This window comes from Sporosarcina saromensis, assembly GCF_054901285.1.
This window is the reverse complement of the sequence record NZ_CM142738.1, coordinates 2,138,405-2,153,945: the sequence shown is the minus strand read 5'-3', so window position 1 is coordinate 2,153,945 and position 15,541 is coordinate 2,138,405. Positions and strand designations below refer to the sequence as shown.

Here is a 15,541-nt window from a genome sequence, read left to right as displayed (position 1 = left end):
TACCTCATTTCATGTAGATGGATATTGCGCTATTTCCGTAAATGGGATTTTTCGTTCTACAATAGTCACCATAATTTTCTGGGAGTGAAAGTTTTTTATCATGCTCACATACGATGATTGCCTGTTCCGTCAGAAGTCCAGCTTGTACAAACGTTTCTGCAAGCTCGTAAAAACTCGTTTCTGCATAAGGCGGGTCGATAAACAACAAATCCACTTGAACAGATGAGGCTTGCAACGTTTTTACAGCATTTCGCGCATCCCCACGAATCATTTTCACCTGTTCGGTATAACGGCACTTTTCAACGTTCTCTTTAATGACCGAGCATGCTCTTGGATTTTTCTCAAATATGTAAGCTGAATCGATTCCTCTAGACAAAGATTCGATGGACAATGAACCACTGCCTCCGAATAGCTCAACAGCAACTCCCCCGTCAAAATAAGGACCAATCATATTAAAAATGGATTCCTTTACCTTATCGGAAGTCGGTCTCGTTTGATTGCTTGCAATCGATTTCAGTGGTGTTCCTTTTCTTGAACCAGCAACTACCCTCATTCAGATTCCCCTCCATTCAACGATGTCATTACTATCTGCTCATCGTTTTTCTGTATCGATAAATGGAAAATCCGGCGAAGTGCATCTTCGTCAAAATAATACGCATTCCCGATTCGTACATAAGGTGCTTCTCTCAGCGTATGCTTTTTCTCATTGTGGACATAAAACGGGTCTCTTAATGAGAAGCGATAATCCTCTTGAGTACCTTGCACATAAATTGAGCGTTCATTCGAAGATACCTCATAACCCATAGCGGTAAGTAATGCATTTAGCGCATACAACGTCTGCTTCCCTTTCAACACAACAGGAATCCCTTCCTGTTCCTTACCATTGAGCACAATTTCTCTTGTTTCTTCAAAGACGAAAGGAAATGACTCATTGACATTTTTCTGCACAAAAGAAGTGGACATTCCTTTCAGATCGCCAATCATCCCATCAAGACCGGCAGCATCAATTTGACCTCCACGCTTATTCATCAACACCAATTGTAACTGATCAAATTCTACTTTAGTCAACTCGTTTTTCAGCATCTCATAAGCTCTTTTTGATCGAGTTGCTCCCACGGGTTCATCAAGAAGAATGGAAGTTGTCAACTGTGCTGTAACGAGTTCCTCTCGTGGTAAAGCATATTGTGTGCGAATTGCCTTTTCATATAATTGATGGATGGAAGTTGTATTGAGTTCATCTACTACAAGAATTCGGTCGCCTTGAACGTGTTTCTTCGACGTTCCGATGATCACATCCAAGTGATCCGTTTTTACTTCAGCTAACGAATTTGCTAGTTGCTCCCCTTGTTCCTTATCAAGTTTTTGACCATAAATGGTTAACTCTTTAGCTTGATGCGTAACTGGCAAGGGGTCTTTTTGCCAATAAAGCTCTGTAATTGGTCCGTTACCTTTGTAGAAGGCATAGTTTATCAATTCGGTTTGTTTCTTGCCAATCAGCTTCAAACCACTTAACCACATACCTCCAATACCTTGTTCGTCCGTTATGTGGAGTAATGATTTGTTAGTTGTTTCATTCCTAATTGTGACAAATGGGTTTTTGATGAATAAACTTGCTCCATACTTGCTATCCGTAGGGATTTCATAGGATATGGACTGCGCTGATTGCTCTCCTTCGATAAAAGCAGTAGAATTATCATTCAAACGAGAACAAGATGTATCTTTTTCCTTGTAACAAGCAATATTTTGCACATTTTTTGGGAACACGAGCTCATGTCTACCTGGATGTAAGTTTGTAAAATGTTGCTTGACGATTATCGTGTTCGCACGATTAATTACTTCAATTTCTTGGTTATAAGTTTGTGGATATTCAGTACTCTCGTTCGCATCAGCCATCAGGCTATAATGCATATAGACGAGAGCAATGTTCACTAGTAGTAATAAACCAACAATCCTGCTACTATTTTTCACTTGCGCACCTCACTGTATGCTAAGATGAATGCGTATTGGTAAAGCAAATGGTATTATGAATTTATCCCTTAATACGAAAGGTAGTGTCATAATTGTACCAACAGCGTTTTATTGAATTAGGTGAAGGTTTTGGTGATGTCTACGAGTTATTCGAGCTAATGAAAACGAATAAAGACCGTCTTCACCGTGCTTTCATCTTCTCATCAACCATTCAAGACAAACAGATGATTTCCCTTGCCACTGCATTCACTCCTGCAAGTGACAGCAAATTCATGCCCATTTACATTTGCAGGGAAGGCATTCAACAAACCGAAATGAAAAAGTCTAAAAGAACAATTCTATTTGAAGAGTTAGGAGAACAACTCGGTCATCCACCGATTTTCATTGACATGAAACATTCTTCTGAGTTTGCAGATACACAACTTTTCTTCCAATACATAACGGGCATCCTTCGATTGAATCATCTTTTACCTCCATTAGGCTGATGTGCTTCCCGGTCAAGATAAAGGAGTAAAGAATACTCGTCATATGGAACTGAAGGCAGATTTCTCAGGTTGGTCCTACTCGTCACAGACCTATTTTGTAATCGTATTCCTTAGCTTTATCCGGTTTTGCATTTTCATATTCAGTTTTTACAAAAGGTCTATAAGATGGAAGTACTTTTTTAACAGAAGGCAATCGTTCAATTTTACGGATGGTGTCTTCTGTATCTGTTTGGTCGCAGTAGATGACGACGTATTTCATTTTCCTAGAAATATAATGGACGTGGCCGTACTTTCGTAGGGACTTTGCTTGCTTTAAATGATGGAGATAGATAATTATCCCTTGTCGATCAATCATGTTTTTCCCCTCTTTCCTTCCCCATACAATACCATATGTCTGAAATAAGCTGCAACCGAACATTGCTGACAGGTTCCATTTTTTCGCCTATAATGTAGGAAGGACAGGTTGTTACAAGGATAGGAGGAAACGATGATGGGAAGAAAAACCAAAGTAGCCCTTACTGTAGGTGCCGCGGGAGTCGCTGCATGGGCTGCTTCTAAAGTAGTCGTTAAACCAAAACCACGCCCTTCTAAAGAAGCTCTTGCTTACAAGGATCCAGTTGTTTTGTGTACGTGTGCAAATATGAGCTCTGTACCTGATTATACAATGGTTGCGTTCTCAAAAGCGGCTGAAATCGGTGTCCATGGTTTCGCTGTTGACATCCGACTGACGAAAGATGAGGAAATTGTTATTTTCCGAGACGAAATCGTTGAACAAACGACGGATTTTTCCGGTAAAGTGTCAGAGTATACATGTCAGGAGCTTAAACAAGCAGACGCAGGGTATATGTTTGCAGACGAAACCGGACAATACATCTACCGGAATACTGGACAGTCGATTGTCACTTTGCGAGAACTCATTGAAGAGTTTCCACAGTTACTAATTGCGGTCAACCTGAAAGATTCTCCCGACACGTATGAAGGCAGTCTGATGCCGTCTAAGTTGTGGCGACTCATTGAAGAGACAGGTGCTGAAGATCGAATCATCGTAATGAGCGTTTACGATGAACAAACAGACCGTTTTAATTTATATGCCCAACAAAAAGTGGCAACAGGTGCGGGGAATGATGAAGTTAAGAAGGCTTATGCAGCCTATTCCAGTAAATTAGGCCACTTATACAATCCAAGAGCTGATGTATTCAACATTTCTGAGAAGATGGGTGTATTTCCTTTGAACTCTGAAGGTTTCATTACTTTTCTCTCTAAACTGAATGTAGCTGTTTTTTATCAAGATGTAGTAAACTCAAGCGCCATTGAAAAACTATTGAAATCCGGCGCAAAAGGTATATTGACAAACGAACCTGAAATCGCATTAAACATCATCCAAAAACATACGACTTACTAATACAAAAAACGTTTACCTTCTGTTCAGATGGCAAACGTTTTTTGTCTACTTTAATTTACGTCTATGCAGAACAGGAACAACTTCCTCCCGAACCACACCCTCCTCCACATGAGGAATTCGTGAAAAATCCATCGCCTGCTGGTATTTTCACCGATTCAGATACAGAACGGCCAATGATGGCACTTATTTCATTCAACAAGTCTTGCACATCATTCTCTGCAAGCCGTAATGCAGCGATGTCTTCATTCATATCTAATTCTCTCTTTTGAACTCTTATATGTTTCATGACTACTTGGTAGTCAGGATGATACCTTCCAAAACGTTGAACTTCTTCATAACGCTCCTTCATGTTCGTAAAATCATTAATCGTTCGAGCCAACTCTTTGTTGGAGTAAACAGCATGATTCGCTCTTCTATACGTTTCGATCACTTCTGAAGAGAGCAACATGGCAGAGAGTTCTTCAGATTGCTCAATGATTGACAGCCATTCGTCTGTCATCATCATATAGCATCCCTCCATTCCACTTCATCATACCAAATTACTACCGTCTCGTGCACAAATCCGCATAGAAAATTATTTTTTTCCGAGAATCGCATTCTTAGCGATTTCATAATCCGAGAAATGAAAAGATTCTCCACCAATTAGTTGAGTCTTTTCATGCCCTTTTCCAGCGATTAACACGATATCCCCTTCTTTTGCTGCTGCAATGACAGTTTCAATTGCTTTCCTACGATTTGGCTCAATAAAAACGTTACTAGATTCACTTTCTATTCCGGAATAGACGTCGCGAATGATAGCATTTGGGTCTTCATACCGCGGATTATCAGATGTAATCATTACTTTAGTAGATAAGGATACTGCCACTTTCGCCATCTCCGGGCGTTTTCCACGATCTCGGTTTCCCCGCATCCAAAAACAGTAATGATGGGACAATCCGTAAACTCTTCTATTAAAGATTGTAAGACTGTTTGAAGTGCATCGGGTGTATGTGCGTAGTCAATGTAAACTTTTATTCCAGCATGCTCTATCTGCTGCAAGCGTCCTTCAGGCAAAATGAGTTTATGACAATGAGCCAAGACTTCCTTTTGGTCATAGCCTAATCGCATTAACACACTAACTGCAGCCATCGCATTACTTTTGTTATGTCTTCCTAATAAGGCGGTTGGATAAAGCTCTTTTGGAACAGCTACATCAGCTGTCATATTGACATTGTACCTGTAGGTAGGTTTACTTGCATTCTTAACAAGTTCGATACATATCTCGTCGTCTTGATTAACAATAATTTCCTTCGATAAATTTGCAAGTAATTGCTTTGCTGCTAAATAAGCCTGTTTACTGCCGTGCTCCTCGTAATGATCTACACCAATATTCAGAAAAACGCCAATATCAATATCACAATGATCTAATCTAGAAGTCGATAATCCTAGCGAAGAAGCTTCCATAATGACGTGAGTAATGCCGCCTTCAACGCATTTCTTTAAGAGTGGATGGAGGTATTCCGCTGGTAATGTTGTCATATCCGGCAAATCCATCACACATTTTTCACCATTCATATAGATACCTGTCGTTCCAATAACTGCAGCTTTCGCGCCCATTTCATGCAGTAACTGACCGACAAAATGGGTCACTGTTGTTTTGCCATTCGTTCCAGTAACCGCAATGATTGTCAATAATTCCGATGGACTTCCTGAAAGTTTTGCACTTACATGTGATAAGAATTTCCTCCCATCTGGAACAGTAATAATCGGAACAGTAGGGTATCTGCTCAGCTCTGCTTTGCAATTACGATCCATGACAATGGCAATTGCACCTCTTCGGATCGCTTCTTCAACGTGAAAAATCCCGTCGTCAGCCTTTCCCTTTCTCGCAACAAAAAGATCACCTTGTTTCACTGCTCCCGATCGTTCAGTAACACCTAAAACATCTACACCAATACTCCCTTTCACAGTGCAGGGCCAATCTTTTACAAGCTCTGAAAGTAACAAAAGCCCTCTCCCCTTCCCGAACAAAATCGGCTACTAACGAATATATTGAAAGCGAACCATACTTTATCGTATGAAGAAGTTGAAACGAACGACACGAAGAAAGTTGGGAGTTTGCATGATAGTTCAAAAATTTGGCGGCGTCGCAATGAAAGATGAACAGTCTAGAAAGATTTGTATCGGTCACATTAAAGCTGGATTAGAAGAGTATACGAACGTTGTCGTAGTCGTTTCAGCTATCGGTAGAGGGAAGGACCCTTATTCAACAGATAGCTTGTTAAGGCTTACTGACGCATTTCGTGTATCTAAAGCGGCAAGCGATCTTGCTGCATCTTGCGGTGAACTTATCGCCTCTGCTATTCTGTCAGCGGAATTGGAACAAGCAGGTATTGCAAACAAAGTACTTCATGGCATTCAAGCGGGTATTTGGACATCCGGTGAGTTTGGTGATGGAACGATAAGTGACATAGATCCAACGATGATATCAGATAGTTTACAACAGACCGGATGCGTCATCATACCAGGGTTTCAGGGAATGAATGAGTTCGGGCAAGTGATGACAATCGGCCGAGGTGGAAGTGACTTAACAGCAATCGCACTTGGAGCGGCGTTAAGGGCTTCACATGTCGAATTCTTCAAAGATGTTCCTGGCATTATGTCCTCTGATCCCAAAACGGGTCACAACGTAACAAAGCTTGATCACATTTCTTTTCGCCAATTACTTCCCTTATTGAATACAGAACGGCCGGTCATTCAAAAGCGAGCCGCTTTGTACGCAATGAAAAAAGCGATACCTCTATATGTAAGAGGTATCACTTCAAATGAAACAGGCACTTGGATAAAGCCGTAATTAATTCCGTATGAAATTGGAGTCCGATTTCTCTTTTTTCTCAGTCTTGATGAGCACTTGTGTATAATATTTCCCATATGCACCTGTTCCAATGTCCGTTACATCAGGATCCAATAATACACTCCGATGAGCGGGAGAATTTAACCAACCGTGGACAGCCTCAATTGCATCCACATAATTGGTTGCAATATTCTCCCCTGCTTTTTTATGTTCAATTTCAGCGCTTTTCAGCCTCTCGGATAAGTTCCCTGATGAAGGAGATTCATGTGAAAAATATTTTTCTATAGCCATATCCTTACTATGTTCCTGCGCTAATACAGTAAGCCAGTAATCATACTCTACAACGGGAACCCCGCTTTGATCTCTAAAATAATTCGTCAGTTCGACAATTTGACGTTCATTTGCTCGATCCACTTCAATTTGTATTGTAGAGGATGGTGGTTGGCTGGCGACGAGTTCCCCCATATACTCCATATCGTAAGGCTGATGGATGATTAACGTCGTCGGGTCAATAAAACGTATACCGACAATTTTCTGTTGTTCAGCATCTACATACACTTGAGCGAATAAATCCTCATATTTTATAAGCATCCGATCCATAATGTCCTGATTGCTTAAAGAGAATGTGTACAAATTATTCTCAATTTGTACATTAACTTCTGATTCTATAATTGAAAATCGGAATATATCCTGAACATTTTGCCCTACCTCAAAAGGAGATAAATTTGCACTTACATCCGCACTGAACACTTGGTTTACCTTTTCTTTTTCTATACCGACCATCATATTAACAGTCGTGTTATAGATCCACCAATCATATGCGTAAGTAGAAGGTTCAATTCGATCAGGTTCTCCAAATTGTTGTAAAAGTATTGCTGTCGACTGTCCTACGAGTGTGGATAAGCCAGTTTTCGGTCGTTCAGGTCCTACTACTTGCCCTTCAAGTTCTTTATCTATGACAGGTATGGCAGTACCGTGGTTGACAGGAGATTCCAGAGGTTCATTCTCCTTTACTCGACTGTCCAAAAAATAAAAAACGGTAAGAAGGACGATAAGTGATAAACCAATTTTCCAAAACACTTTCATAACTCCTCGCCCTCTTTCCTAGTTTGTTTAATCGTATAAGACAATCTTACCGAATAGAGGGTATAAAGTCACCCATTATTCTGATTGTATAACGTTCTTTTTCTAACTTGTAAGCTACTAGATGACACAATCTTGTCATTGCAACTCGCACCAATTTGGTCTATGATAAATAAGTATAGGCTATATCGACGGAATATATTTAAAGGAGGATACGACACAATGTATATTGAAAATACAGGCATTGAAGAAATTGTTGCTGATCTATCTTTACTTGACGAAATTATGCTGAAGCATGATCTTGTGCGTGCTGGACAATGGGATTATGAAAGAGTGACATATGATAAGAAGTACGTCATTAAAGAAGGTACGTACTACTTACGTGTATTCGGCTACACAACTGATGGTGATGTTGATACAAGAGACGCCATCATGAATTTGAAAAAACCGGTTATTGGTAAACACTACTATCCACATGGGGTAGAATATGGTGAAGATGAAATTTTCCCTGAAGGTTTAATAAAAGATTGCAAAGCTACGTTAAAAGCAGTATTTGAAGAACTTCAACCTTATGTTCTAGTTAAATAATCGTTTATTGAAAGAATGCCGGAGAAGTTCTACTTCTTCGGCTTAGAGTGTAGACAAAGTCGGTTTTCACTTTGTCTACACCTTTTTTATGAAATTTATAGATTCTTCAGCCTGATTGAAAACGCTTGTCAGGTGGAAGGCAGTCTAAGTTCGGGACGTCCTGTCCCAACGACTGCATGACCTGCATCGTGCAGGTCCGCGCGAAGTCGAGCGAAGACGCGAATAGAACTAAAGTTCATGAGCGGACGAGCGAGACGAGCAACAACGGATGCGAGCGTTTGTCAACAGGCTGAGCCGGAGAAGTTCTACTTCTTCGGCATTTTGGCTATTCATTCCTGCCTCTTTTGGTTATAATAAGACCAATGAATATTTTGGAGGAATGACCGTTGTCGCGTTGGCTTACAAAAAGAAATTTTATGGTAGTTCTATTTTTGCTAATTCTTGTATTGATCGCTATTTTTATACTTCCCGTATCAATACCGATTATTTTAGCCCTTCTTACTGCTTTGCTATTTGAACCCCTCGTTAAACTGACAGAGTTAAAATTCAAATGCAAAAGGAAAGTGTCTGTCATCTCCGTCTACATCTTCATCGTAGCAATGTTGGCAATCATCATCTATTATACCGTGACATCGTTAATCGGAAGGATCATTCAGTTTACAAAAGACGCACCTGAATACTTGAATAAGCTTTCAGGCGTATGGATTGACTTCCAAAACAAAATATTCCTGTATACGTCCGGACTTCCTGAAGATGTTGTAAAGTCTATGCAAAACGGCTTTAATGATATTCTAAACTCATTTAGAGATTCATTGCTCTCATTTTTCAATTCCGAGAAAATTGTCTCACTCGCATCAGAAATACCAAATTTTTTAGTAAGCCTAATCGTATTCATGATCGCCCTATTCCTATTTATGCTTGAATTGCCTGAGCTCAAAGCAATGGTCTTCAGACACTTAACAATGGATACAGCGAAAAAAGTCCGATACATGACTGTGAAACTGAACTCCGTCATATTCGGTTTCATGAAAGCCCAATTACTTGTTAGCTTCATCATTCTTGCAGTTGCATTTGTTGGACTTCTATTCATTGCACCAAAGTATGCGTTAATCATGTCGATCGTCATTTGGATCATTGACGTGATTCCAATCTTAGGTTCCATAATCGTTTTAGCTCCATGGGCACTCTATCAATTTGTGAGTGGTGACATCGCAATGGGAACAAAATTAACGATACTAGCAATTGTTCTTCTTGTCATTCGTAGAACGATTGAACCGAAAGTCATGGGGAATCAGATTGGGTTATCACCTTTACCTACATTGATAGGCATGTTCATCGGCTTAAAACTTTTCGGGGTTCTCGGCTTTTTCATCGGCCCGATGATCGTCATCTTATTCAATACAGCCCGAGAAGCAGGGATTATCAAGTTAAACTTTAAGATATGACCTACCACTGGAACTATATTTAAACTGTTCCTCTGCACATGACTCATTCATCTGATTTGGTGAATAAAGTAAAAACGCATGATGGCGAATTGCCCTCATGCGTTTATTATGTTCAATTACTATTAAAATCCAAGTATTGCTTTAAAGACCGATGTCGTTTCGCCGCCTTTGTAAAATACATATAGCAACAAATAGACTGCAATTCCTGTAATCGCTGTAAATAGCCAGATGACAGCAGTAATCGGGCCGATTTTACGATGTCGATCTAATCGATTCTTCAAGCCTGAACGAATTGTAATTACCCCTAATACAGCTCCAGTTGTCGCAAGAACGATATGAAAAATAAGAAAAACGGTATAGTAGATTTTCAATTCGTCTGGACCACCGAATGCTGTATTTCCGATGAATACCGTCCGTGAAATATAAATGATCAAAAATAACAGAGCTGAAACAGACGCAGCCATCATCATTTTCTTATGCGCTTCAACTTTTTTCTCTTTAATGAACTTCCAACCGATTGCAACAAACACGGAAGAAAGCACAATTAATAGTGTACTGACTGTAGGTAAAAAAGGAACACCCATTTCAAAATACCCCTTCACTTATTATATATGCATTAACTGTGCATTTCTAAATTCTGTCTCTCTAATAGATCTTTCTTCGTAATTTCATCAGCATTCAATTGCTCTTCACGGTACCATTTAATAAAAATCTTACCGATGACAACGACATAGATCAATTCTTGAATCACTTTCATGATGATTCCGCCTAATTGTTGGTCATAAAGCGTTGGCATATTCGTAAAGAGTTCCGGACCGGAAATTGAAAGGCCTGATAAAGACGTCAACGTTCCAGCAGGTACACATAACGCCATTGCTTGTAGCCACGCTTCCCCACTGCTGTATGTTTCATAAACCGGTACGTCCACAAAGATAATTAGTGAACAAGCAGGAGTAATCAGTATAGCACTTAAAATCACATAACCAATTTTCTTTAAGCCATGCAGTTTTGGATGACTATCCATTGTATTCACAATCGGCCACCATAAGAACAAGGCGGATAAAAATACCGCAATCGTGAAGACTGAATGCACTACAATATTAAGTTTAATGAAATCCAGCACCATTGGATAATGATTCAGTGAAAACATTACTGTAAAGACGAGAAGACTAATCACTGGTTTTGTAAACAACCGAACGGTCTTATCAATCCACTTTACACTGAAAACTTTCTTCCAAATGAAGTTCGGAATTCCAATAATCAAAAACGGTGCAATGACTAATAACAATAGCGCCATTTGAGCCATATGGACTGAGAATAAAATATGTCCAAGTAAATCAGCGGGCGATCCCTTGACGATGTATAACAAAACCATAGCGCCTAAAAAGAACTTGATTTCACGTTTTGTCACAGGCTCTGTTCCTTCGAAACGATGCCTCCACTTTTTCGTGAATAAAAAATATAAAACGATAAGCAGTACGATGAAAAGGAAAAAATAAGGACTCCACATTGCCCGAAATCCAAATATGCTTAAAGGCATCATTGCCATCACTCCTTCAAGTAGGTCTTTCTCTATTATAGGTTGTACAACGCTTGAACACAATGAACGAACTTTGACAAAGCGGTAGATAAGAGAAATATTTTATGTAGAAAACAAAAGCCTGTGGATTTTTATCCACAGGCTTTTGAAAATAAACTTACCACCATACAATCGTGACGAATGTCAAAGGAATTAGGAAACCAAATAAAGCTCCTGTATACATGAACATTTGAGGAATGCCATGTCCTTTTTCATTCATATGCATGAAATAATACAATTGTAGACCTACTTGCACAGCTGCAAATAGTAAAATCATCGGAATGATGAAGTACTGGGAGAAACCAGGTACATCTTTCTCAAATGCGACAACCATGGAAAATGAAACGAGAGTCAAGAAAATCATTAGCGAGAACATCATTACCTGATTACGCATTGCTAACTTTGCACGTCGTTTAGCTAGTGACTGCTCAGCTGGTGTACGTTTGTAAACTTGGATGTCAGCCATCTTAACCTATCACTCCCATCAAATAGACTACTGTGAAAATGAACACCCATACAACGTCAATGAAGTGCCAATACAATGAGAATGTATAGTACTTCGTAGCGTTGTAAAGGTTTAGACCACGCTTTGCATTTCGGAAGATCAACAATGTGATCCAAACTAAACCTACAGCAACGTGGAAGCCGTGCGTTCCTACAAGTGTATAGAAGGATGAACTGAATGCACTGTTACTAAATGTAAATCCAATCTTTACATAGTGAGAGAACTCGTAAACTTCAAGCATTAGGAAGCCAAGTCCTAAAAATGCTGTAATGGCTAGCCACAATTGCATTTTCTTGAAATTGTAATTCTTCAAATGATACATTGCAAACACACTCGTTAACGAGGATGTTAAAAGCAACATCGTCATGACAAATACAAGTGGTAATTCATAAAGTTCTTGTGTAGAGAAGCCAAAACCGCTTGGTCCTGAGTTTTTCAACGCAATGTACGTCGCAAACAACGTCGCAAACAAAATCGTCTCTCCACCTAGGAACAACCAAAAGCCGACAAACTTATTTTTCGCTTCAAGCGTCGCCCGCTCCGGATGTTCTGGCCATGTTTCAGGGGTGAATTTTTTATTCAAATCCATTATTTTTGCCCCCCTTTGTTCAATGCTTTAATATCACGGAGGATTTCCTCTTTTTTAATGTAGTAGCCCAAGTCATCTTGCAACGAACGAGCTGCCATTGAAACAAATGTCCATAACAGACCAAAAATTAAGACTGGAAGACCCCAGCTTGTTTCAGAATGGAACATTGCACCGAATCCAGCAATGAATAGACCAAGTGACATTAACAATGGAATGATGGAACCGTGAGGCATATGAATGTCCTTAATCGGCTCAGCAGGTGTTAAACCTGTTTCATTTCCTTCCATTTTCTCGATCCATACAGAATCAAGTCCACGTACAAGTGGAGTTGCCGTAAAGTTGTAATACAACGGTGGAGATTCGATTGCCCACTCAAGTGTACGTCCATCTCCCCAAGGATCATTCGCAACTCTAACATTTTTCACAGATGTAATAATTACGTTGATCACGAGAACAATTACACCAATTGCCATGAAGAAAGCACCAATTGTACTGATCAAGTTCGCAAGATCCCAGCCTTGATCATCCATATATGTCCAAACACGACGTGGCATTCCCCAGAATCCAAGCCAGTGTTGGATAAGGAATGTCAAATGGAATCCAATAAAGAAGAACCAGAATGTCACTTTACCAAGTGTTTCATTCAACATCGTACCGAACATTTTCGGCCAGTATAAATGCGTTGCAGCTAGAATCGCAAGCACAACCCCACCAACGATAACGTAGTGGAAGTGAGCAACGATGAAGTAAGAATCATGCAATTGATAGTCCAAAGGAGCAGCCCCTTGCATGACACCCGTTACACCACCCATTACGAAGGATGGGATGAAACCGAGCGCATAAAGCATCGGCGTTGTAACTGTAATACTTCCGCCCCACATCGTTAAGAGCCAGTTAAAGATTTTAACACCTGTAGGAACAGCAATTGCCATCGTTGCAACAGCAAAGATTGCGTTAGCTGTTGGCCCTAGACCAACTGTAAACATGTGGTGAGCCCATACCATGAATCCTAAGAAACCGATTAGAACGGTTGCAAAGACCATCGATGGGTAACCGAATAGACGCTTACGGGAGAAGATTGAGAAGATTTCAGAGAAAATCCCGAAAGCAGGCAATATTAAAATGTATACTTCAGGGTGTCCAAAGATCCAGAAAATATGCTCCCAGATAATTGTGTTTCCACCCATTTGGTGATCAAAGAAATTCCCGCCGAACATACGGTCAAACGTCAAGAAGAACAAACCGATTGTTAATGGAGGGAAAGCGAACAAAATCATTGCAGACGCAACGAAAGTCGTCCATGTAAATAACGGCATACGCATATACGTCATACCTGGTGCACGCATGTTAATAATTGTAACAAGGAAGTTAATCCCCGCCATTAACGTACCACCACCGGCTATTTGAAGTCCGATTGCATAGAAGTCAATTCCGTGACCTTCGGATGCAAGTGATAAAGATGCGTAAGACGTCCAACCTGCATCAGGCACTTCACCGTATATCCATGAAATATTCAGGAACAATCCTCCAAAGAAGAACATCCAGAAACCTAATGAGTTAATGAAAGGGAACGCAACATCACGTGCCCCGATTTGTAATGGTACAATAGCGTTCATAAATCCAAATAATATTGGCATCGCTGCTAAGAAAATCATGGTCGTTCCGTGCATCGTAATCAAATCATTGTATAATCCTGCACTCACGAAATCGTTGTTTGGCTTGTAAAGCTGCCAACGGATCATCATTGCTTCAATACCGCCGACTACGAAGAAGAATCCGCCGCCAAGGAAGTAAAGGATCCCAATTTTCTTATGGTCGACTGTTGTCAGCCAATCCCACAGCGTTGCACCAAAACTCTTTTTTTGAGCAACTGAACTCACTTTGTTTACCTCCTCTTCAAATCACGTCAAAATTATTTTTCAACTGATAATCCCATCAAGTATTCAGCTAACGCATCCATTTCTTGGTCAGAAAGCTGTCCACCGAATGATGGCATTTTATTACCAGGCTTATGTTCTTGTGTATCTGTAAGCCATTCAATAATACCTTCTTTTGAATGATCCATGAAACCTGCAACACGGTTACGGTCTCCGAACGACGCAAGGTTTGGACCTTGCTTTTCGTTACTCTCCCCTACACCGGATACTGCGTGGCAACCGATACAGCTTTGATTGAAGATTTCTTCACCTTGTTCGTTTGCTACAATTTGTTTTTCAGCAGTCGCTTGCATCGCAGTTACCCACTTATCAAACTCTTTTCGTGGCATCGTTTTCACTTTGAAATCCATTAAGGCATGTGACGGCCCACAAAGCTCCGCACATTTCCCATAAAACACGCCATCTTTTAGATCTTTAGATTCCTTCTCGAAAACGAGATAGAATTTGTTCACGTTTTCAACGTTCGTATCCAGTTTTCCACCAACAGCTGGAATCCAGAAGGAGTGCTTAACGTCAGAAGCAATCAGATTAAAATACACTTTTTCATCTGTAGGCACTACTAATTCTTGAGCAGTAACAATTCCTAACTCTGGGTATTCAAATTCCCACCAATAAAGCTTTGCTGTAACGTCTACAACTAGATGTTCTGCATTGCCATCTTCATCAACAGCACCCATCGCCGACACATCACCTAATTTGTATGTGTAGTAGACAGTTGGAACAGCAAGAAGCAAAATCAACAGAATTGGAATGATTGTCCAGACCAACTCAAGTTTATGACTGCCTTCAACTTGTTCAGGAATAAAATCTTCACCTAATTTCGAACGTCTGTAACGTAGTAACGCAATTAGATAAATCGCAACAACAACAATAATAACAAGTAACATAATTCCTGATGCTAGAAGTAACAAGTTAAACTGGTCTCTTCCTACTTGACCGGCAGGAAGAAGCGTTGAAAGTTGTTCTTGGCCACATCCCGCAAGGAAAACTGTTAGTACTGCCAATAGAGAAAAGAGACGCCACTTTTTGAGTCCTTTCATCATCACTAACTAATACCTCTCTTTCTAAAAAAATGTTTTTTCAAATGAGGACTGTTGACCTCTCTATGATGAATTCCTGTCAAAAGA

General features: G+C 40.1%; 16 protein-coding genes and 1 pseudogene. 5 read left to right on the top strand and 12 right to left on the bottom strand.

Annotated elements, in window-relative coordinates; genetic code table 11:
• Window positions 1-4: 4 nt before the first annotated feature.
• Together rsmD and ACVHUV_RS10830 are read right to left on the bottom strand one after the other, a co-directional pair.
• On the bottom strand, window positions 5-553 hold the full coding sequence (gene rsmD, locus ACVHUV_RS10835; protein ID WP_371389832.1) for a 16S rRNA (guanine(966)-N(2))-methyltransferase RsmD: 549 nt from the start codon (window positions 551-553) through the stop codon (window positions 5-7).
• Complete coding sequence (locus ACVHUV_RS10830) at window positions 550-1,968, bottom strand: hypothetical protein (protein ID WP_462084605.1); 1,419 nt, start codon at window positions 1,966-1,968, stop codon at window positions 550-552. The genes rsmD and ACVHUV_RS10830 overlap by 4 nt, the downstream gene beginning before the upstream one ends.
• 92 nt (window positions 1,969-2,060) lie before the next feature.
• On the opposite strand from ACVHUV_RS10830, the gene ACVHUV_RS10825 reads away from it, so the two are divergent.
• Entirely contained in the window at window positions 2,061-2,453 is a 393-nt protein-coding gene (locus ACVHUV_RS10825) for a DUF7147 family protein (protein ID WP_462084604.1), read from the top strand.
• Window positions 2,454-2,535: 82 nt separating this feature from the next.
• On the opposite strand, the gene ACVHUV_RS10820 is transcribed toward ACVHUV_RS10825, so the two are convergent.
• Window positions 2,536-2,808 (bottom strand): YlbG family protein, encoded by a 273-nt coding sequence (locus tag ACVHUV_RS10820; protein WP_317941761.1) that lies wholly within the window; start codon window positions 2,806-2,808, stop codon window positions 2,536-2,538.
• A 135-nt stretch (window positions 2,809-2,943) separates the two neighbouring features.
• Between ACVHUV_RS10820 and ACVHUV_RS10815 the strand changes: the two genes are divergently transcribed.
• Window positions 2,944-3,855 (top strand): glycerophosphodiester phosphodiesterase family protein, encoded by a 912-nt coding sequence (locus tag ACVHUV_RS10815; protein WP_462084603.1) that lies wholly within the window; start codon window positions 2,944-2,946, stop codon window positions 3,853-3,855.
• A 61-nt stretch (window positions 3,856-3,916) separates the two neighbouring features.
• On the opposite strand, the gene ACVHUV_RS10810 is transcribed toward ACVHUV_RS10815, so the two are convergent.
• Window positions 3,917-4,360, bottom strand: a complete 444-nt coding sequence (locus ACVHUV_RS10810) for a YlbF/YmcA family competence regulator (protein WP_317941763.1) — start codon at window positions 4,358-4,360, stop codon at window positions 3,917-3,919.
• Between the two features lie 69 nt (window positions 4,361-4,429).
• A pseudogene (locus tag ACVHUV_RS10805) lies at window positions 4,430-5,802 on the bottom strand (UDP-N-acetylmuramoyl-L-alanyl-D-glutamate--2,6-diaminopimelate ligase).
• A 154-nt stretch (window positions 5,803-5,956) separates the two neighbouring features.
• Between ACVHUV_RS10805 and ACVHUV_RS10800 the strand changes: the two are divergent.
• Window positions 5,957-6,688 (top strand): amino acid kinase family protein, encoded by a 732-nt coding sequence (locus ACVHUV_RS10800; RefSeq protein ID WP_317941765.1) that lies wholly within the window; start codon window positions 5,957-5,959, stop codon window positions 6,686-6,688.
• Here ACVHUV_RS10800 and ACVHUV_RS10795 read toward each other — a convergent pair whose 3' ends face one another.
• Window positions 6,689-7,774 carry a CAP domain-containing protein gene (locus ACVHUV_RS10795; RefSeq protein ID WP_317941766.1) on the bottom strand — a complete coding sequence of 362 codons (1,086 nt, stop codon included), beginning with the start codon at window positions 7,772-7,774 and terminating at the stop codon, window positions 6,689-6,691. It abuts the gene before it with no gap.
• A gap of 219 nt (window positions 7,775-7,993) precedes the next feature.
• Between ACVHUV_RS10795 and ACVHUV_RS10790 the strand changes: the two genes are divergently transcribed.
• Window positions 7,994-8,359 carry a YugN family protein gene (locus ACVHUV_RS10790; protein WP_317941767.1) on the top strand — a complete coding sequence of 122 codons (366 nt, stop codon included), beginning with the start codon at window positions 7,994-7,996 and terminating at the stop codon, window positions 8,357-8,359.
• A 386-nt stretch (window positions 8,360-8,745) separates the two neighbouring features.
• Window positions 8,746-9,804, top strand: coding sequence for a sporulation integral membrane protein YtvI (gene ytvI / locus ACVHUV_RS10785; protein WP_462084602.1), 1,059 nt, complete (start codon window positions 8,746-8,748; stop codon window positions 9,802-9,804).
• A 122-nt stretch (window positions 9,805-9,926) separates the two neighbouring features.
• Here ytvI and ACVHUV_RS10780 read toward each other — a convergent pair whose 3' ends face one another.
• From ACVHUV_RS10780 to coxB, 6 genes are all read right to left on the bottom strand, one after another.
• Window positions 9,927-10,388, bottom strand: coding sequence for a DUF420 domain-containing protein (locus ACVHUV_RS10780; RefSeq protein ID WP_462084601.1), 462 nt, complete (start codon window positions 10,386-10,388; stop codon window positions 9,927-9,929).
• A 32-nt stretch (window positions 10,389-10,420) separates the two neighbouring features.
• Window positions 10,421-11,344 carry a cytochrome c oxidase assembly factor CtaG gene (gene ctaG / locus ACVHUV_RS10775; RefSeq protein ID WP_462086898.1) on the bottom strand — a complete coding sequence of 308 codons (924 nt, stop codon included), beginning with the start codon at window positions 11,342-11,344 and terminating at the stop codon, window positions 10,421-10,423.
• 157 nt (window positions 11,345-11,501) lie between these two features.
• Window positions 11,502-11,849, bottom strand: coding sequence for a cytochrome C oxidase subunit IV family protein (locus ACVHUV_RS10770; RefSeq protein WP_317941771.1), 348 nt, complete (start codon window positions 11,847-11,849; stop codon window positions 11,502-11,504).
• Window position 11,850: 1 nt separating this feature from the next.
• Entirely contained in the window at window positions 11,851-12,477 is a 627-nt protein-coding gene (locus ACVHUV_RS10765; protein ID WP_317941772.1) for a cytochrome c oxidase subunit 3, read from the bottom strand.
• On the bottom strand, window positions 12,477-14,357 hold the full coding sequence (locus ACVHUV_RS10760) for a cytochrome c oxidase subunit I (RefSeq protein ID WP_462084600.1): 1,881 nt from the start codon (window positions 14,355-14,357) through the stop codon (window positions 12,477-12,479). The genes ACVHUV_RS10765 and ACVHUV_RS10760 overlap by 1 nt, the downstream gene beginning before the upstream one ends.
• A 32-nt stretch (window positions 14,358-14,389) precedes the next feature.
• Window positions 14,390-15,457, bottom strand: a complete 1,068-nt coding sequence (coxB, locus tag ACVHUV_RS10755; RefSeq protein ID WP_462086897.1) for a cytochrome c oxidase subunit II — start codon at window positions 15,455-15,457, stop codon at window positions 14,390-14,392.
• Window positions 15,458-15,541: the final 84 nt, after the last annotated feature.

Bases quoted from the DNA above. Each gene is read 5' to 3' on its own strand.
- ACVHUV_RS10795 (WP_317941766.1), bottom strand. From the start codon at position 7,774: ATGAAAGTGTTTTGGAAAATTGGTTTATCACTTATCGTCCTTCTTACC.
- ACVHUV_RS10800 (WP_317941765.1), top strand. From the start codon at position 5,957: ATGATAGTTCAAAAATTTGGCGGCGTCGCAATGAAAGATGAACAGTCT.
- ACVHUV_RS10810 (WP_317941763.1), bottom strand. From the start codon at position 4,360: ATGATGATGACAGACGAATGGCTGTCAATCATTGAGCAATCTGAAGAA.
- ACVHUV_RS10790 (WP_317941767.1), top strand. From the start codon at position 7,994: ATGTATATTGAAAATACAGGCATTGAAGAAATTGTTGCTGATCTATCT.
- ctaG (WP_462086898.1), bottom strand. From the start codon at position 11,344: ATGCCTTTAAGCATATTTGGATTTCGGGCAATGTGGAGTCCTTATTTT.
- ACVHUV_RS10820 (WP_317941761.1), bottom strand. From the start codon at position 2,808: ATGATTGATCGACAAGGGATAATTATCTATCTCCATCATTTAAAGCAA.
- ACVHUV_RS10770 (WP_317941771.1), bottom strand. From the start codon at position 11,849: ATGGCTGACATCCAAGTTTACAAACGTACACCAGCTGAGCAGTCACTA.
- ACVHUV_RS10780 (WP_462084601.1), bottom strand. From the start codon at position 10,388: ATGGGTGTTCCTTTTTTACCTACAGTCAGTACACTATTAATTGTGCTT.
- rsmD (WP_371389832.1), bottom strand. From the start codon at position 553: ATGAGGGTAGTTGCTGGTTCAAGAAAAGGAACACCACTGAAATCGATT.
- ACVHUV_RS10765 (WP_317941772.1), bottom strand. From the start codon at position 12,477: ATGGATTTGAATAAAAAATTCACCCCTGAAACATGGCCAGAACATCCG.
- ACVHUV_RS10815 (WP_462084603.1), top strand. From the start codon at position 2,944: ATGGGAAGAAAAACCAAAGTAGCCCTTACTGTAGGTGCCGCGGGAGTC.
- coxB (WP_462086897.1), bottom strand. From the start codon at position 15,457: ATGATGAAAGGACTCAAAAAGTGGCGTCTCTTTTCTCTATTGGCAGTA.